13 protein-coding genes and 1 pseudogene are annotated in these 16,390 nt (G+C 71.1%); 2 read left to right on the forward strand and 12 right to left on the reverse strand.

The genetic code is table 11. The features are described from left to right. Positions 1-30 precede the first annotated feature (30 nt). Positions 31-375 (forward strand): universal stress protein, encoded by a 345-nt coding sequence (locus CFP66_RS38855; protein ID WP_094930368.1) that lies wholly within the window; start codon positions 31-33, stop codon positions 373-375. Between the two features lie 450 nt (positions 376-825). Here the strand turns inward: CFP66_RS38855 and CFP66_RS38860 are convergent, their stop codons facing one another. From CFP66_RS38860 to CFP66_RS38900, 9 genes are all read right to left on the reverse strand, one after another. Then, a complete protein-coding gene (locus tag CFP66_RS38860) occupies positions 826-1,095 on the reverse strand; it encodes a tyrosine-type recombinase/integrase (RefSeq protein WP_094930369.1) in 270 nt (89 codons plus the stop codon). Positions 1,096-1,267: 172 nt separating this feature from the next. Continuing rightward, positions 1,268-2,737, reverse strand: a complete 1,470-nt coding sequence (locus tag CFP66_RS38865) for an aldehyde dehydrogenase (protein ID WP_094930370.1) — start codon at positions 2,735-2,737, stop codon at positions 1,268-1,270. A 3-nt stretch (positions 2,738-2,740) separates the two neighbouring features. Next, positions 2,741-3,400 carry a hypothetical protein gene (locus tag CFP66_RS38870; protein WP_198961970.1) on the reverse strand — a complete coding sequence of 220 codons (660 nt, stop codon included), beginning with the start codon at positions 3,398-3,400 and terminating at the stop codon, positions 2,741-2,743. A gap of 40 nt (positions 3,401-3,440) precedes the next feature. Then, positions 3,441-4,706 carry a TRAP transporter large permease gene (locus tag CFP66_RS38875; protein ID WP_094930372.1) on the reverse strand — a complete coding sequence of 422 codons (1,266 nt, stop codon included), beginning with the start codon at positions 4,704-4,706 and terminating at the stop codon, positions 3,441-3,443. Continuing rightward, complete coding sequence (locus tag CFP66_RS38880) at positions 4,703-5,257, reverse strand: TRAP transporter small permease (protein ID WP_094930373.1); 555 nt, start codon at positions 5,255-5,257, stop codon at positions 4,703-4,705. The genes CFP66_RS38875 and CFP66_RS38880 overlap by 4 nt, the downstream gene beginning before the upstream one ends. After that, positions 5,254-6,249, reverse strand: a complete 996-nt coding sequence (locus CFP66_RS38885; protein WP_094930374.1) for a TRAP transporter substrate-binding protein — start codon at positions 6,247-6,249, stop codon at positions 5,254-5,256. The genes CFP66_RS38880 and CFP66_RS38885 overlap by 4 nt, the downstream gene beginning before the upstream one ends. Positions 6,250-6,267: 18 nt before the next feature. Beyond that, positions 6,268-7,332 carry an Ldh family oxidoreductase gene (locus CFP66_RS38890; protein WP_094930375.1) on the reverse strand — a complete coding sequence of 355 codons (1,065 nt, stop codon included), beginning with the start codon at positions 7,330-7,332 and terminating at the stop codon, positions 6,268-6,270. Next, complete coding sequence (locus CFP66_RS38895) at positions 7,329-8,495, reverse strand: iron-containing alcohol dehydrogenase family protein (RefSeq protein WP_158228388.1); 1,167 nt, start codon at positions 8,493-8,495, stop codon at positions 7,329-7,331. The genes CFP66_RS38890 and CFP66_RS38895 overlap by 4 nt, the downstream gene beginning before the upstream one ends. A 78-nt stretch (positions 8,496-8,573) precedes the next feature. Further along, entirely contained in the window at positions 8,574-9,272 is a 699-nt protein-coding gene (locus CFP66_RS38900) for a GntR family transcriptional regulator (protein WP_158228389.1), read from the reverse strand. Between the two features lie 1,124 nt (positions 9,273-10,396). On the opposite strand from CFP66_RS38900, the gene CFP66_RS38910 reads away from it, so the two are divergent. Further along, the gene (locus CFP66_RS38910; RefSeq protein WP_143517527.1) at positions 10,397-10,705 is read left to right on the forward strand and encodes a hypothetical protein; all 309 of its coding nucleotides are present in this window, start codon (positions 10,397-10,399) and stop codon (positions 10,703-10,705) included. A gap of 196 nt (positions 10,706-10,901) precedes the next feature. Here CFP66_RS38910 and CFP66_RS38915 read toward each other — a convergent pair. The 3 genes and pseudogenes from CFP66_RS38915 to CFP66_RS38925 form a co-directional block, all read right to left on the reverse strand. Continuing rightward, a pseudogene (locus tag CFP66_RS38915) lies at positions 10,902-12,309 on the reverse strand (IS1380 family transposase). Positions 12,310-12,523: 214 nt separating this feature from the next. Beyond that, positions 12,524-12,880, reverse strand: coding sequence for a hypothetical protein (locus CFP66_RS38920; RefSeq protein ID WP_094930380.1), 357 nt, complete (start codon positions 12,878-12,880; stop codon positions 12,524-12,526). A gap of 76 nt (positions 12,881-12,956) precedes the next feature. Next, a complete protein-coding gene (locus CFP66_RS38925) occupies positions 12,957-16,097 on the reverse strand; it encodes an AAA family ATPase (protein WP_198961971.1) in 3,141 nt (1,046 codons plus the stop codon). Positions 16,098-16,390: the final 293 nt, after the last annotated feature.

Below are 16,390 nucleotides of genomic sequence, written 5' to 3' on the forward strand. Positions count from 1 at the left end.
CGCGACCTTCTGATCACGAGAGGAACGGACATGTGCATCGTCGTCGGCCACCATGCCAGCGAGGAGGGCCGGGCCGCCCTGCAGCACGCGCACCGAGAGGCGGGGCTGCGCGGCCGCCCGCTCGTCGTCGTCACCGGGCCCGGGCCGGTGCCGCCGGATGCGCGGATCCCCGCATCCGCGGACGTCGTCGAGATCGACATGCCGGACCCGGCGGACCGCGTGCTGCGCGCCGCGCAGGACCGCGACGCCGAGCTGCTCGTCGTCGGCACGCGCCACCGCAGCGCGGTGGGCAAGTTCCTGCTCGGCAGCACCGCGCAGCGCATCGTCCTGGAGGCCGCCTGCCCCGTCCTGGTGGTCAAGGCCGACCCGAGCTGAGGCCGGTACCCGCCCTGTCGTCGTGATCAGAACAGCTCCTGGCGGCGGCGTAGGCCGAGCTCGTGCGAAGAGGACACGCTCGCCGGTTGTGCGCCGGTTTCGAAGGAGATCGGCAGGGAGTTGGCGTGTGTGCCTCAGCCCGTCACCGCCGCAGTCGCCTTGCCGCGACCGCCCTGCCGGGGACCAGTGGGGGACCAGCGTTCCTGAACTCACCACACGCGACCGCACGTTGAAGGCGTCAGCAGCAGCGGCAGGATGGGCATGACATGCGATTACGCATTGGCCCCCGAACGGGAGGTCAAGGGGTCGCAGGTTCAAATCCTGTCGTTTCGACGATGGTCGGAGGCCGGTGCCCAGATCGATGGACACCGGCCTTCGGGCGTTTTCTACCAGCGGGATCTCCGCGATCCTCGATCACGAACCACGAGCGTTGGCTCTCTTCGTGTCGATCTACATCGACCGATGCTGGGAACCATCTGGGACCCGCGGTGTCTGGAGGTAGGCCGTCAGGGACTCACCGGCGGCAAAGACCGTGGACGAGTCCGAGTGCAGGTAGCGCTGCGTGGTCTTCAAGAAGCCGTGTCCGGCGATCCCTCGGAGGACATGCACGGGAACGCTGGCGTCGGCCATCCACGTCAGTCCGGTATGGCGTAGATCATAGCGGCGCAGGTGTTCGTAGCCGAGTGCTGTGACGACCTCGTCCCAATGTGTGGCAACCACCGGTAAGCTAGTTCATCACTGACAGCACAATCGACCAGCGTGCCGCGAACCTGCGTGAGGCGCACCAGATGGTGGAGGCCGGCGGGATGGTGGGGAAGGTCGTCCTGGTCGTGTGATCGCCGACTGCCGAGGGTGTCGGCGGTGTGGGACGGTCTTTTCGGGCGCGTCCGGATCAAGCCGGCGCCGGAGCACGCAGGTACCCGACGCGGAGCCGGGTGAAGAACTCCTTGGCCGTGTCACCGATGGAGAAGGCTCCCATGCCGCTGCCGGCGACTCCGCCGAACGGCACGTGGGGTTCGCTGGCGGTGCCGTGGTTGACGTGGACCATGCCGCTCCCGACGCCGCGCATGAACCGCAGCGCAACGTCCATGTCGGTACTGAAGACGGAGGCGGCGAGACCGTACTCGGTTCCGTTGACCACGGCGATCGCCTCATCAAGCCCTTCGACCCGAAGGACCGATAGCACAGGGCCGAAGATTTCCTCGGTGGCGACGGCCATGTCCGGGGTCACGTGGTCGAGCACCACCGGGGCGACGTAGGGCCCGTCGGGAGGCACCGGGCGCTCGGCGCTCGCGCGGATGGCGCCGCCGGCGAGGCCGCGCTGTACGTGATCCACGACGGTGTGCTGCTGACGCATGCTGACCAGGGGTCCGACGTTCGTGCCGGGATCGGTGCCCGGGCCGACCGTCAGGGCGTCGACCCGGGCAGCGAGCGCTGCGACCAGCTCGTCGGCCAAATCGTTCTCGACGACGACCCGGCTGATCGCGGTGCACCGCTGCCCCGTGCACTGCATTGCGGCTGCAACGATCTCGTCGGCCACCCTGCCGAGGTCGACGGCGCTGTGGACGTAAGCGGCGTTCTTTCCGCCGAGCTCCAACTGCACCGGTGCGAGCCGCCGGGCTGCTGTCTCGGCGATGCGCCGTCCTACCGATGTCGATCCGGTGAAGCTGATGCCGTCGACGCCCGGGTGTTCGACGAGGGCGGCGCCGACCATGGGCCCGGCACCGCAGACGACGTTCACCGCGCCGGGGATGCACCCCGCCTCTTCGAGCAGCCCGACCACGGCCAGCGCGGAGAACGGTGCCTCTTCCGCCGGCTTGACCACGACCGTGTCACCCGCTGCCAACGCCGGTGCGATCTTGCGGACCGGGGAGACGATGGGGAAGTTCCACGGCGTGATTGCGGCGATGATCCCGAGGGGGATCCGCTCGGTGACGACGAGTGCTTCGGGGAGGTCACCCGGGATCGTCTGCCCGGTCATCCGGGCCGCCTCACCCGCCGCGTACTCGATCTCGGACGCGGCGCGTTCGACCTCGCCGCGCGACTCGCCGAGCGGCTTGCCCATCTCCGCCGTGGCCAGCCGGGCCAGTGCCTCGCTGTTCTCGCGCAGCAGCTGGGCCCATCGCAGCAGGACGGCGCCGCGCCGGCGCCCGGGCAGCCCCGCCCAGGTCGTCGCTGCAGCGCCCGCGGCACGGACGGCGCGGTCGACCTCGGCGTTGCCGGCGAGGGGTTGCGCGGCCACGACCGCGCCCGTCGCCGGGTCGGTCACGTCCTCGTACTCCGTGGCCGGCACGGCCTCGCCGCCGATGAGCAGCGCCGGGGCACCCTCTGCGGAGGGGATCAGCTGGAGGAAGTCGGTCAACGGTCAGCCCTCCTGTCGTTGCAGGTGCCGGACGGTGATCGCCTCGACGAAAGGTCGCGTCCAGGAGCCCGACTGGATGGCGCCCATCGAGCGCGCCTCGTTCTCGGTGATCTGCCGGGCCCCCTCGATCGCCTCTGCTGTGCGGTGGCGCGGGACGAACACGACCCCGTCCTGGTCGGCCACGACGACGTCCCCGGTGTCCACGCTCGTGCCCCTGACCGCTACCGGGCCGCCGATCACGCCGGGCCCGTCCTTGTAGGGGCCCTGGTGCGACACGTCTAGCGCGAAGACCGGGATGGGCAGCGCGTGGAGCTCGTCGAGATCGCGGACCGCGCCGTCGAGCACGATCCCCACGATGCCCCGCTGTACCGCATAGTGGCCCGCGAGGCCGCCTACGAGGGCGCGTTCCCGGTCGCCGCCGCCCGCGATGACCAGGACGTCACCTGGCTCGGCGACGTCGAGGGCCTTGTGCACGGCAAGGTTGTCGCCGGGCCGGGTATGCACGGTGAGAGCTGGTCCCGCCATCGCGGTGACCTTGGACCAGGCCCGCAGGCCCGGTGCGCCGCCCACCCGGCCCAACCCGTCCGAGATCGCCGCGGTGGGAAACCCCGCCAGCGCCGCTACGGCGTCCGCGGGCGCCTCGGGCGGGCGCGAATAGATCAAGCACTCTGACATTGATTCTCTCTTTCGGTCGGTCCGGACCTCAGGTGAGGGCCAGGCTGAGCTGCGGCCAGAACGTGATCGCTACGAGCGTCACCAGCGCTGCCGCGAGGAACGGGATGTTGGCCCTGGCGACGGTGAGGATCGGCAGCCGCGCGATGTTCGAACTGATGAACAGCGACATGCCGACGGGGGGAGTGACCAGGCCGATCATCAGGTTGAAGACGACGATGATCCCGAAGTGGATCGGATCGATCCCCAGCGCGACAGCAGTAGGCAGGAGCAGCGGTGTGAAGATGATGATCGCCGCGTTGCCCTCCATGAAGGTGCCGAACACGAGCAGGATCAGGTTCACGACCACCAGGAACAGCACCGGTCCCAGCACGCCCAGGGTGTCGGCGAGGGCCGAGGGGAATCCGGTGCGCACGAAGACCTGCCCGAGCACGGCTGCCGCCGCGATGATGAAGAGGATTACCGCGGAGCTGCGGGCGGCGTCGAGGAAGACGGCGGGCAGCCGCCGCCAGTCGAGCTCGCGGTAGAACACGGTGGAGAGCAGCAGCGCATAGAGCACGGCCACCGCGGCCGCCTCGGTCGCGGTGAACCAGCCGAAGACGATGCCGGCGATGATGATCCCGGGCATCAGCAGGGCCGCCAGCGAGTCCCGCGTGGCGAGCACGGCGACGCGCGCGGAGACAAGACCCTGGCGCGGGTAGTTCCGACGTAGTGCCAACACGATCACCATCACCATGAGGACCGCCGCCAGCAGCAGGCCGGGCAGGATCCCGGCCACGAGTAGCGGCTTGATCTTCTGGTTCGCCGCGATCGCGTAGACGATCAACGGGATGGACGGGGGGATGATCGGCCCGATGATCGACGCTGTCGACGTCAGGGCAGCGCTGAACGCGCGCGGATAGCCCTGGGCCGCCATGCCGGGGATCATGGCTTTGCCGATCGCCGACGCATCGGCGGCCGCCGAGCCGGAGATCCCCGAGAAGAAGACGTTCGTGCCGACGTTGACCACGCCCAGGCCACCGGGGAGCCGTCCGAAGAGCACCGAGGCGAACTCGACGAGCCGACGCGTGATCCCACCGGCGTTCATGAGCGATCCGGCGAGCAGGAACAGCGGGATCGCGGTGAGCGGGATGGAGTCGGCTCCTCCGGTCGTCGCCTGCGCGACGAGTGGCGCGGCGGGTACGTCGAGTGCGACCACCACGAAGATCAACCCAGCCCCGAGGAAGGCGTAGGCCACCGGAACGCCGACGAGGATGAGCAGGAACAGCGTCGAGAGGAGCAGGATTCCGCTGGTCATGAGCTGATCACCGCATTCGACGGCCGCAGCCGTGCAGTCCAGTTCGCCGCGGCGCTGCAGAGGACGAGCGCACCCGACAACGGCGCGGGCAGGAACAGCACGGCTATCGGGAGCTGCAGAGCCGGCGTGGTGTGCCCCGCCGTCCGGATCAGCATGATCGTTCCGCCGATCAGCAGCGCCAGGCTGCCCGCCAGCACGACGGCCTCGATGACCAGCGCAGCGGCCCTGGCCACCCAGGGTCGAGACCGCACGAACGCGGAGTCGACCACTGCGTTGATGCCGATGTGGCTGCCCGTCCGGTAGGCGAGAGCGGCACCCGTGAACGTCAGCCAGACCATCAGGATTCGGGTGACCTCGTCGACCCACACCAGCGGGCTCTGGGCCACGTACCGCATCGCGACCTGCAGGAGCAGCACGAACGTGATCGCAGCCAGTGCCGCGGCGCAGAATCCGCCCAAGGTCCGGTTCGCCCAGCCGGGGCCCCCGTCGAAGTCGTGGAAGTCCTCGAAGCCGTCCGGTCCGGTGTCCTTCCCGGTCAGGTCCGCGCTCATGACGCCTCCGCCATCGCTGACAGTTCGGTGACTACGGGACCGGCCCGCTCGGCGAGGCCGGCGACCCGGTCGCGGAACGCCGCCCGGTCCGGTCTGACGACCTGCATGCCGTCCTCCGCGAGCTCGCCTTCGAGCCTGGTCTCCTCGGAGCGCACGAAGTCGAGGAGGCCATCGCGAACCGGTCCGTTCGCGATCCGCTCCAGGAGCGCGCGCTGGCCCTCGTCCAGCCGTTCCCACGCCGACGCGCCGATCGACATCGCTGTCGGCTCGATGACGTGGCCGGTCAGGATCAAGGTGGACTGCGCCACCGAGAGCCCGGCCGAGTCGATCGTGGCGAGCGGATTCTCCTGGCCCTCCAGCGCGCCCTGCTCGAGTGCGGTGAGGACGTCACCGAACGCCATGGGTGTCGGGCTCGCCCCGAACGCCTGCCAGGAGCGCAGGATCATGGGGTTCTCCGGCACTCGGATGCGTAGTCCGGCGATGTCCTGCGGGGTCGTTGCAGCGCTGTTGAGCGTGAGATGCCGTGCCCCGCGTGGCCAGAAGGCGAGCACCCTGGTGCGGGTGTCCCTACTGATCCGCTCTTGTACGGCGCGTCCGAGATCTCCGTTGTAGTGGCGCATGGCGTCGTCGATGTCGTCGTAGAGGTAGGGGAGGACGAGGAACTGGCCCACCGGGGTCATCTGGCTGTAGACGCCGGAACCTCCGACCCACATGTCGACCGTCCCGAGGCCGAGCCCTTCGAGAGCTTCCGCGTCGTCGCCGAGCTGGCCGCTGGGATAGATCTCGATGCGTAGCGACCCGCCGCTCTCGCGCTGTACCTCGTCGGCGAACGCCTGCACGGCCTCGGCGTTGGCGTCGGTTTTCGACCACGTGTGGCCGAGGGTCAGTGTCGTCACCCCGGCAGGTGTGCTTCCCGTGGCCGCGCACGACGCCGAGGTGAGCGCCATCACCAGCAGGGCCACACCCAGCATCGATCGTCTGATGGTGAACATCGTTGTTCCTTCGACGTGTCAGGAGGAGGACAGCTCAGGCGCCCCGACCGGCACCTCGACCCCCAGCTCGCGCGCGAGCGCGCAGAGCTCGGTCCAGGTGCTCGCGACGACCGGCACACCGCGCCGATCAGCCAGCTGAGCCGCCCTTTCCTCGGGTTCTCCGGGTAACAGGACGGAGTCGAAACCCTCGGCGGCCGGAACGTCCTGCACCGTCTGCAGGAATTCCTCCAGGGCCGGGCCGTAGCGATCGAGGAGTTCGGTGAGCCGGGCGGCCAGGAAGACGTGCCCGACGTTCTGCGGGCGGTCCCAGTTCTCGTACATGTCGCCGATGTCGGGACCCGACGCCGCCCCCGCGAGCACGCCGCAGAGGACGTCGATCACCAGGGCCAGCCCGGAGCCCTTCGGACCGGCGAACGGAAGCACAGCGCCCTCCAGCGCCTCCGCGGCCACCGTGGTCGGCCGGCCGTCCGGGTCGACACCCCAACCGGCGGGGATGGATTCACCCTTGCGTTCGGCAACGATGATCTTCCCTCGCGCGACGGCGCTGGAGGCGACGTCCAGCACGACCGGCGACCCGGCGGGGCGTGGGATCGCCACTGCGAGCGGGTTCGTGCCCACCGCGCGGGTACGCCCGCCGTGGTAGGTCATGGTGACCGGGGCGTTGGACATCGCGACGGCGAGGTAGCCCTTTGTGGCAGCTCGCCGTGCGTAGAAGCCCATCGTCCCGCAATGGTTGCTGTGGCACGCCACGCTGGTACCGATGCCGTAGTCGTCGGCGAGCGCACACGCGACGCCCATCGCCTCGCTCGCGACGAGCGCGCCCATGGCGTTGTGTCCGTCGACTCCGGCGCGGGCCCCGGAGGTCTTCACGGTGGGAACAGCGGTGCGGTCGACCATGCCCTTCCGCAACCGCTCGATGTAGATCGGCAGCCGGATCAGGCCGTGCGACGCGACACCGCGCCGGTCGGCGTCCACGAGGCTTTCGGCCACGAGCTCGGCGGCGTGCTCGGCCAGACCGGTCGCGCCGAGCATCCGTTCGGCGAGTGCGGTGAGCTCCTCCCGAGGGAACAGCAGCAGGCTCACGCTGCTGCCCGCAGGAGGTCGGTCAGCTCGTTCGCTCCCGCGATCCGCGGGTTCGCCCGCGTGTTGTCGCTGGACAGCGCGAGTTCGACGATGGGCGAGAAATCTCGCTCCGTTACCTTCCAGTCCCGCAGCCGCGTCGTCAGGCCGACATCCGCGCGCAGGGCACGTACCGCCTCCGACAGGCTGCGGGCACCTGGGGCGAGGCAGCGGGCGAGCTCGGCGCACCGCGCCGGCTCGGCCTCCTCGTTGAACGCGCACATCTCCGGGAGCATGTGGGCCACCGCGATGCCGTGCGGGATGCTGTGCGCGGCCCCGAGCGGTACGGCCAGTGCATGGGCGAGGCCCAACCGGGTCGAGTTCGCCGCGAGCTCGGCGATGCAGCTCGCGGCCAGCATGCCCATACGAGCGGGCAGGTCCGCCGGGCGGTTCACTGCGGTTCGGAGGTGGGTGCCGATGAGAGTGACGGCGTGGCGTGCATGCCCCTCGGAGATCGGGTTGTTCCAGACGCTGCAGTAGGACTCGACGGCGTGAGCGAGCGCGTCGAACCCGGTCGCGGCGGTAAGACCGGCGGGGAGCCCGGTCGTCAGCTCGGGATCGAGCAACGCCAGCTTCGGCATCACCCGCATCGAGGAGATGCTGACCTTGCGGCGCGAAGCCGCGTCGCTCAGCACACAGAACCGGGTGACCTCGCTGCCGGTTCCGGCCGTGGTCGGCACCGCGATCAGGGTCGTGGGTGCGATGTCCACCTTGTCGGGACCCACGAGATCCAAGACGGGTCGGCCCGTCGTTGCAGCGGCGGCCGCGGCCTTGGCCGCGTCGAGCGGGCTGCCGCCCCCGATTGCGATCACGCCGTCGTGAACGCCCTCCCTGATGACCCGTGCAGCCTCCTCGACGGAGTCGGTCGTGGGATCGGAAGCGATCCCGTCGAACACCGGCACCGATCCCGGGAGGTGGGTGAGCACGATGTCGAGGATTCCGGCCGCGCGGATCCCCGCGTCTGTGATGACCACCGGGTTGCGCACCCCGTAGCGGGTGAGCTCCCCGCCGAGGCGGGCGATGGCGGCGGGCCCACCGATGATCCTCGTCGGTATCTCGTAGTCGAATGCGCGTAACGCGGTGCGCTCGCGCAACTGGACGTTCTCGGGCAGCACTGAACCAGTCATGAAATCTCCTGAACGGTCTGCTGGCGTGGGGGCGTGCGCCATTCGGCCCCGAGGGCCGGTGGTGGCGCTTCTCGTTGTTCAGAGGCGCCCGGCCGCGCGCTCCGCCTTGATGTGTTCGACCATCAGCTCCTCGCCGCGCTGGAGGTGATGGAGGAGGGCCGCCACGGCTTCCTCGACGTCGCGAGCGCCGATGGCGCGGGTGATCCTCCGGTGCTCCGTGAGGTTCTCCTCGATCCGGCCCTGGTATCCGGTGGAGAGGAAGTGGCGTCCGCGGTCGATCTGTCGCTCGACAATACCGTAGAACCCGATTACTCGACTGTTCCCGGTGCACGAAACGATCTTCTTGTGGAACTCGTTGTCGCGTTGGAAGTAGTCTGCATACCGGTCTACCTCCATCGGCTCGTCGAAATCGTCGAAGAACCGCGCTAGCGCGTGAATTGTGCGTGCATCCGAGTTGTCGGCGAGTAGCTGTCGCAGCCCCATCGGTTCCAGCGCCTTGCGGAGTTCGAAGAGCTCGGCGAGGTCACGCTCGTCGAACCCCGCGACCTCCCATCCCGGCCCGCGGTCGCGGGGGACCACGAGGCCGGAGGCGGCGAGGCGCTGCAGCGCCTCGCGAACCGGGGTCCGGCTCACGTCGAGGCGCAAGCTCAGAGTCCGGTCGGTCACGACCTCGCCGGGCTGGAGCTCGCAGCGGACGATGGCGTCTTCCAGAGCCTCGAACACGCGGTCTGTCAGGTTGACGACCCGCTGCGGCTTCATTGACAGTGCGTCGGACACGGCCCCAGTATGCATGGATGCTGGTATACCGGCAAGGTCGAGCTACTCGCCGGGTGTTCCACGCGCAGCTCGTACGACCTAGTGGCGTGGGCACGACCGTCGTCGCAGGCCGCCAGGCTGGCGGGGGAGCCTCGTTCGGATGAGGCCCACGTCGGGCACTGCGCGATCGTCGACGCAGTCGTCGGGCGACGAACCCGCGACGCCCGTACGGCACATCTGCGACGTCGAGCGAGACATCATCGCCCACCTCGGGGGGCGAGAACGGCCAGGATCTGTCCGCCCGCCGCTGACTCGCCGCTGACCCGCCGCACAGGCGGTGCGCGCCGGACGACCTCGCGGACGAACGGCAGCACTCTCGTCGGCCGGACGACCCAGGCGGCGGGGATACGATCTCCACCCTTCCGCGGGATCAGAGCCTCCGCCGCTTCCCTGGTGCTTCATTGCCGGACAGATCGAAGTCGGGCCTGCGCAAATCTGTTGTCCTAGGTAACGGTCCGGCGGAGGATCGGCAGCTGCATTGCTTCGGGGACTCAATACAGACGCCGGTCGGGTGCGGACCGATGCCAAGGGGTGCTCATCGCGCCGCCGTTTCGCTTGATCCCTCGAACGCCTAGCCAGGCGTCGGCGCGGAGCGAGCGGACAGCGTAGGTGCTTCAGCCAGGCTGCTGACCGTTGCGCAGCGGCCCAGCGCTGGGCGTGGGTCCGCCATATCGGCTACTCCTCGGGCGCCTGGCCTCTTGCAAGGATCGGTCGGAAGCGGTTGACGGCGTGGTCAATTCGTGGCTGCCGCCAGGCAGAAGGCGTTGGGCGCGCTCGTCCATGCAGGGGCATCCGGCGCGCGGCCGTTGACTTCGTCGGGGCAGCCCGCGCACCGCGTCCTCCAGGCCGACGCGATACAGCAGTCCTCGCTCAACGACACGCCTTGGCTCATGCCGGTCGCCCACCAACTGCGCGGATTGGTCAGGGCGGCGCGTATTCGGTGCTTGCCGGAACGCGCCGTCGACGTTCGATTGTGAAGAAGATCAGTACCTGCAGCACAGGAGCCGCCGATGTGCTGGGACGCCGTCCGACCACCGGCCCTCGAGCAGGAGTTCACCGTCGAGTGCGGACGCCTACGACCTGGGGTGCCCGTTGTACGAGCCCGCGGTCGGCTGGACCGGGTTACGGGCGGCGAGCTGCGTCGGGCCGTCGACCGCTGCCTCAAAGATCTTCCCCGGGCGGTGGTCGTCGATCTGACCGGGGTGACCGAGCTGCGAGCCGGCGCCGTAGCGAAGCTCGCCCGCATGGCCGAGCACGTCCAGACGGACTGCATCGGTCTGCACTTCGTGACCAAGGGTGGAGTGGTGGACGGCCTGCTCGCCGGCGGACCGTTCGGTGACCGGCTCGTCATCCACCACGGTATCGCCGCGGTTCAGGGCGCGCTCGGTCGCTAGCCCGGATCTTTCACGGGCCGGTCGTGAGTGGTCGTCATCGGTCGGTGCCGATGTTCGGGGGCCGGTTCTGGGCCAGGGGTATGACAGTTCGCCCCGGGGTCGCTCGGGGGTGGGCGTCGGTTCCACGGTCCGGTCCAGCGGATTCTCGTCGGGGCGGTCGGGGCGGTCGGGGCGGTCGGGGCGGTCGGGGTGGTGCTCAGCGTGGCGCTGGCAGAGTGCGCAGCCGGGTGAGCCCGTTGATCAGGAGCGATGACCAGGGCGCGTGTTCGGGCAGGTGCAGCACGGTCGCGCGGGCGGAGCGAACCAGTCGACCGGGGACGGAGAAGATCCGCAGCCGTAGCCGCTTGGGTTCCCACCGGCGCGCGGTGTGATCGGTGAAGGCGAGGGTCTGGGCCCAGGTGGTGATTTCGCAGGCGAGCGCGACGAGGGCGCACCAGATCTGGTTCTGGGCCAGGTCGTGCAGGGGCAGGTTGCGCAGTCCGGTGTCCTTGGCGATGCGGATCCGGTCCTCGGCGCGGGCGCGGCGGCGGTGGCGGAGTTCGAGGTCGGCGAGTTGGCGGCAGGTCCGCCCGGGCGGGTGTTGGTGGCGAACGCGGTGAGTCGGTTACCGTCGGCATCGGTCAGGCGCAGCTGTGCGCCGGGGTGTGGTCGTTCGCGGCGAACGATCACCCGCATGCCCTCTGGCCAGCGTGTCAGGTCGAGCAGCCCGGTGAGTTCGACGACCGCGGCGCCGTCGCGGGGTTCGCCGTCGGCGTTGTAGGCGGTCTGCCAGGCCTGCTCGGGGAGCGCGTCGATCAGCGTGACGGCGGTGTCGGGCAGGGTGAATCCGACCGAGTAGGACAACCGCTGCCCGGCGATCCAGTCCAGCAGGTCGTGGGTGGCTCCGGCGGAGTCGGCCCGGATCAGGATCTTGCGTCCGGGCCGGGTGCCGGTGCGGTGTCCGGGGAGCTGGTGCAGGGCCTCGCGCAGCACGATGATGTGGTCGGCGGCGGTGTTGCTGCCGGCGTTGCCCGGGCGCAGCAGCACCGACAGCGGTTCCCCGGTGCCGGCGGGTCCGTGATCGACGAACGTCCAGAGTGGATGGTGTCCGTAGCCGCGCTTGAACGTGGGCGCGGCGCCCTCCTTGTCCGAGTGCGCAGTCAACAGGGTGGCGTCGACGTCGATGATCAGCGGCGATCCGGCATTCACGCCGTGGTCAGGGCTTGATTCCCTGCCAGCGCCCAGGCCCGCGCTCTGGCCTGAGCCCGCGCTGCGGCGATCGCCCGCAGAGCCGCATCCGGGGTGGCGGCGAGCCGGTCGATGACCCGGGAGACCGTCGGGTCGCAGGCCACTGGTCCGAACAGGCCCGGTTCGGCGCGTAACACCGCGACATCGGCCAGGCAGTCCCCACCCGCGGCCAGGGTGACGGCGAGATCCAGGAGCACCTTGGCCGGGTCGTGCACCGCGGTCTGCGGGCGCCACGGCCGCAGGGCCGCCGACAGTGCCCGGTCCAGACCCAGCGTCCGCACGGTCTCGGTCAACACGGTGGCGCCGGCCTGGGACACCACCGACGCGCCGGTCGTGTCGATGCCAGGACTGGGATAGAAGCCGGTAGTCTTGCTCAGCTGAAGGGTGCTCCTCGACTCGCACGGATATGGGCCTAGACAATCCACATCGTCGCTGGTCAGCGGCACCCTTCAGCTATGCGACACGCACTCCGCGCGATCTACCCGTGAAAGCCCCGGGCTAGCGGCGGCGCGTCACCCCACCGGAGGCTGCTCCCGATCCGCGACGCGGGCGAACTCGATCCGCTTCGCCACCGCGAGGTCGGCGGCGACCTCAGGCCCCGGTCAGGTGTGTGATCACCGGATCGAACTCCGCCGTGGGTGAGAAGTCGACGTAGGCGCAGTCGGTGAGGGCGAACGGTGCGTGTCCGGGCGCCCAGTAGAAGGCCTCTCCCGCCGCGTAGGTGCGGTCGCCGCCGGGCACCCGCATGAGCAGGCGGCCTTCGAGCATGTAGCCCCAGTGCGGGCAGGGGCAGGAGTCGCCCTCGAGGCCGACGAGGGCGGGCCCGAGGTCGGTGCCCTCGGCGAGGCGGATGAACGAGACGGTCATCTCCCCGACCCGGGTCAGGCGGACCTCGACGTTGTCGTCCTTGATGACGACGGGGACGGTGTCGGGAGTGAGGGTCTGCACGGCTGCTCCTCGGGGTCGTACGGGGAAGAGGTACGCACCGGAGGTTGTCAGGCGAGCATTCCCGGAACGTTCCTGATCAAGGGAGCGGTTCATCGGCGAGGGCGTTGCAGCGCTCCGCGTCGAGCGGCTGGCCCGCCCTGCGGAACCCGGTGGCCGCCGCGGCGAAGTGCGATCCCGCCGGTTGGCCGGTCGCCCGCGCCCGGTGACCCCGGACCTCCTGCAACGCCGCGTCCCAGGCCGGTAGCCGCATCACCACATCGGCCAGCCATTCCGCGCTCGCCACGTACTCGGCCGCCCGGTCGAGGTCCCCGGCGCGGGCCGCGGCGATGGCACCCGGGACGACGAGGGTGATCCGGCAGCCGGGGCAGGTCTCCAGCGGGCCGCGGACGGAGTTCTCGGCGTCGTCGAGGGCGGCCAACGCGGCGTCCGGGTCCGCGGCGGCGCTGATGCGGGTGCCGTAGATGCGGTCGAGGAGATGAAAGCCGACGTCGGACTCGCGGGCGACGGCCAGCGACTCGTCGAGCAGCGCGTCGGCCGCCCGGGGGTCGCCTCGGTACAGTGCTGTCTCGGCCAGCCGCTGCAGCGCCAGTGACTCCCCGACGGCGCCGCCGCTCGCCCGGCTCAGCCGGATGGCCTCGCCCAGGTCCGCTTCGGCCTCGTCCAGCCGCCCGGAGAGCAGGAGCGCCTCGCCGCGCAGCGTCACCGCGTAGGCGCGCCCGCGGGCCGCGCCGAGCCGCTCGGCCTCCGCGGCGAAGGCGTCGGCGAAGGCGATGATGTCGGCGTAGGGGCGCGCGCCGTAGAGCAGCCGCTGGTTGATGCACAGGTGTCCGTCGAAGACGCTGGTGGCGAGCTCGGGCAGGGCCGCGGTCTCGAGCAGGTCGGCGAGGACGCTCGCACGCAGGTCGCCACGGGCGTGCGCGGCCGCGGCCTGGGCCCACGAGGCGATGACGAGCGAGGGCGCGTCGCCGGACTCCAGCGCCAGCCGACGGCTCTCGGCGGCCTTCGCGGTGCCCGTCTCGGGGTCGGCGAACCCCAGCACCGCGGCGCCGGCCCAGGCGAGTGCGTGCGCGAGCCGCCCCTCGACGGTCACGGGCGCCAGTCCCTGCAACGTGCGCAGCCCGCCGGGCGGGTCGCCCCGTTTGATCTGGGAGAGGGCCTGCTTGGACCGGATCTCCTGGGCGGCCGGCTCCCCGGCGACCTCGGCGGCCAGGCCGTACGCGGCGGGGGCGCGCATGTCGCCGAGCGCGTCGAGGGCCTCGGCGCGCAGGCACAGCGCGTCCGTGCTCCGGGGATCGTGCTCCAGCAGCGTGTCGAGATGGCGCAGGGCGTCAGCGAACGCGCCGAGCCGGGCGGCGCGGCGGGCGGCGTCGAGCAGCCAGCCGACCGCCTCGTCGGGCCGGCCGCCGTCGAGCCAGTGCCGGGCCACCAGCGCCGGTTCGGCGCCGGCGCTCGCGAGCCGGCGTGCCGTGTCGCGGTGCATCGCGACGCGGTGGTGCGGGGGCACCTGCTCGGCCAGTGCCCGTCGCACCAGATCGTGCCGGAAGCGGTAGCGGCCCTCGGCGACGACGAGCGCGCCGGCCTCCAGACCGGCGTCGAGCAGCGCGAACGCGTCGGGCTCGGCCAGGCCGGTCAGCGCCAGCACGCCGCCGGGGTCGAGGTCGCCACCGGCGACGGCGAGGCGGCGCAGCATGGCGGCCGTGGCGTCGTCGAGGTCGAGGAACCGCGCCGTCACCGTCTCCCACACCGACCGCGGCACAGCCAGCGTGTCGCCGGCACCGGCGGCGCGGGCCAGTTCCAGTGCGAAGAACGGGTTGCCGTGCGCGGTCTCCACGATCCGGGCCATGGCCCGGTCGCTGGGGCGGTGCGGCGCACCGGCCGTCACCAGCGCCTCGACCTCCTCGCGCTCCATCGGGCCGAGATCGATCGTGACGCTCCGGCCGGCCCGCTCGAGGCCCGCGACGCCCTGGGTCAGCGCGGCGCGGGCCGACTCCGGTCGGTAGGCGAGCGCGACCAGCAGACGTCGGCGTCCGTGGGTGCGGGCGAGCTGGGCGCACGTCTCGGTCGTGGCGTCGTCGGCGAGGTGGGCGTCGTCGACGACGAGCAGGGCCCCCGCGGTGGGCGCGGCGGCCATGAGCACCCGGTGGACGGCGCCGATCACCATGTGCCGGTTGAGACCCTGCTCGGGCGGCTGCGCAGGTCGGGCGAGCGGGGTCAGCCCGGCGAGCACGGAGCGGGTGGCGCCGGGCACGGCGTCGAGCAGGCTCCGGTCCCGGCGGAGCAGGTCCTCCACGGCGGCGGTGAGCGGGGCGTACGGGCGGTCGCCGGACGCCGCGGTGACGCTCACCACGAGCCGCCCGGACTCGGCGGCCAGCGCGGCGAGCCGGCCGCACAACGCGGATTTGCCGATGCCGGCCGGTCCCCGCACGGCGAGCGCTCCCGGCTCCGCACTGCGCAGCGTGAGGGCGGCGCGGGCCAGCTCGATCTGACGCCCCACGAACGGCGCGGTGGCCGGGCCCAGCCCCGCGACGCACTCCTCGTACAGCGCGCGGCTGCGGCGGTCGGGCGCGAGGCCGAGCTCCCGCTCCAGGCTCGTCCGCAGCCGCCCGTACCACCGGATGGCGGCGTGCCGGTTGCCCTCGCGCATCGCGGCGCGCATCAGGTCCTGGTGGGCCTGCTCGTCGGCGGGCTCGACCTCCACGAGCCGCTCCCACCGCCTCGCGAGCCGCAGCACCTCCACGTGCAGCGCCCGCACCCGCTCGCGGTCGGCCTGCGCCCACTCCTCGTACCGGGCGTCGGGCAGCAGCACGCCGGTGTACGCCTCCGCGGCCCGCTCGGCCGCGGCCGGATCCCGCGTGCGGAGCGCCGCCTCCGCGAGCCGGCAGAAGCGCTCGACGTCGACCTCGGCGGAGGGGAGCAGGACGACCCGGCCGCCCCCGAGGACGACGGCGTCCTCCCGGCCGAGGGCCTGCCGGGCCTGGTGCGCGGCCTTGCGCAGGTTCGCGGCGCCGGCCTCCGGGGTGAGGTGCGGCCAGAGCGCCTCGATCACCTGGTCGCGGTGCAGGCGCCGGTGCGCGGCGAGCGCGAGCAGCTGCACGAGCTCGGCCGCGCGGCGGCCCGGCCAGGCGTCCCCGCGCACCTCGCGGTCGCCGACCACGACGCGGAAGTCGCCGAGCAACTCGATGCGCACACGCTCGTCCGGGTCCGCAGTAGGGGCCACGTCGCTCATGATGCCGGGAGTCGCCGCCCCGCGACAGTTGACCAGCGGGGATCGGGATGGTGCCGGTGTAGTTCGCGGAGCCGCGTCCGGGCAGAGCTTCCCGGTCGCTCGCAGGACGACCACCTGTCCGCTTCGGACCGACCGGGGCACATCGGGCACATGGGCACGGAAAACGGCGGTTGACGTTGCGAGACGTCCCATGACGTTCTCGCAGGTCAACTGTCGTTGCCGGGCTCGATCAGTAGGTCATGGCGACCGGTGAACCACACGTCGCAGGTTGCCAACCGCAGGGT

This window comes from Pseudonocardia sp. MH-G8, assembly GCF_002262885.1.
GTDB lineage: Bacteria > Actinomycetota > Actinomycetes > Mycobacteriales > Pseudonocardiaceae > Pseudonocardia.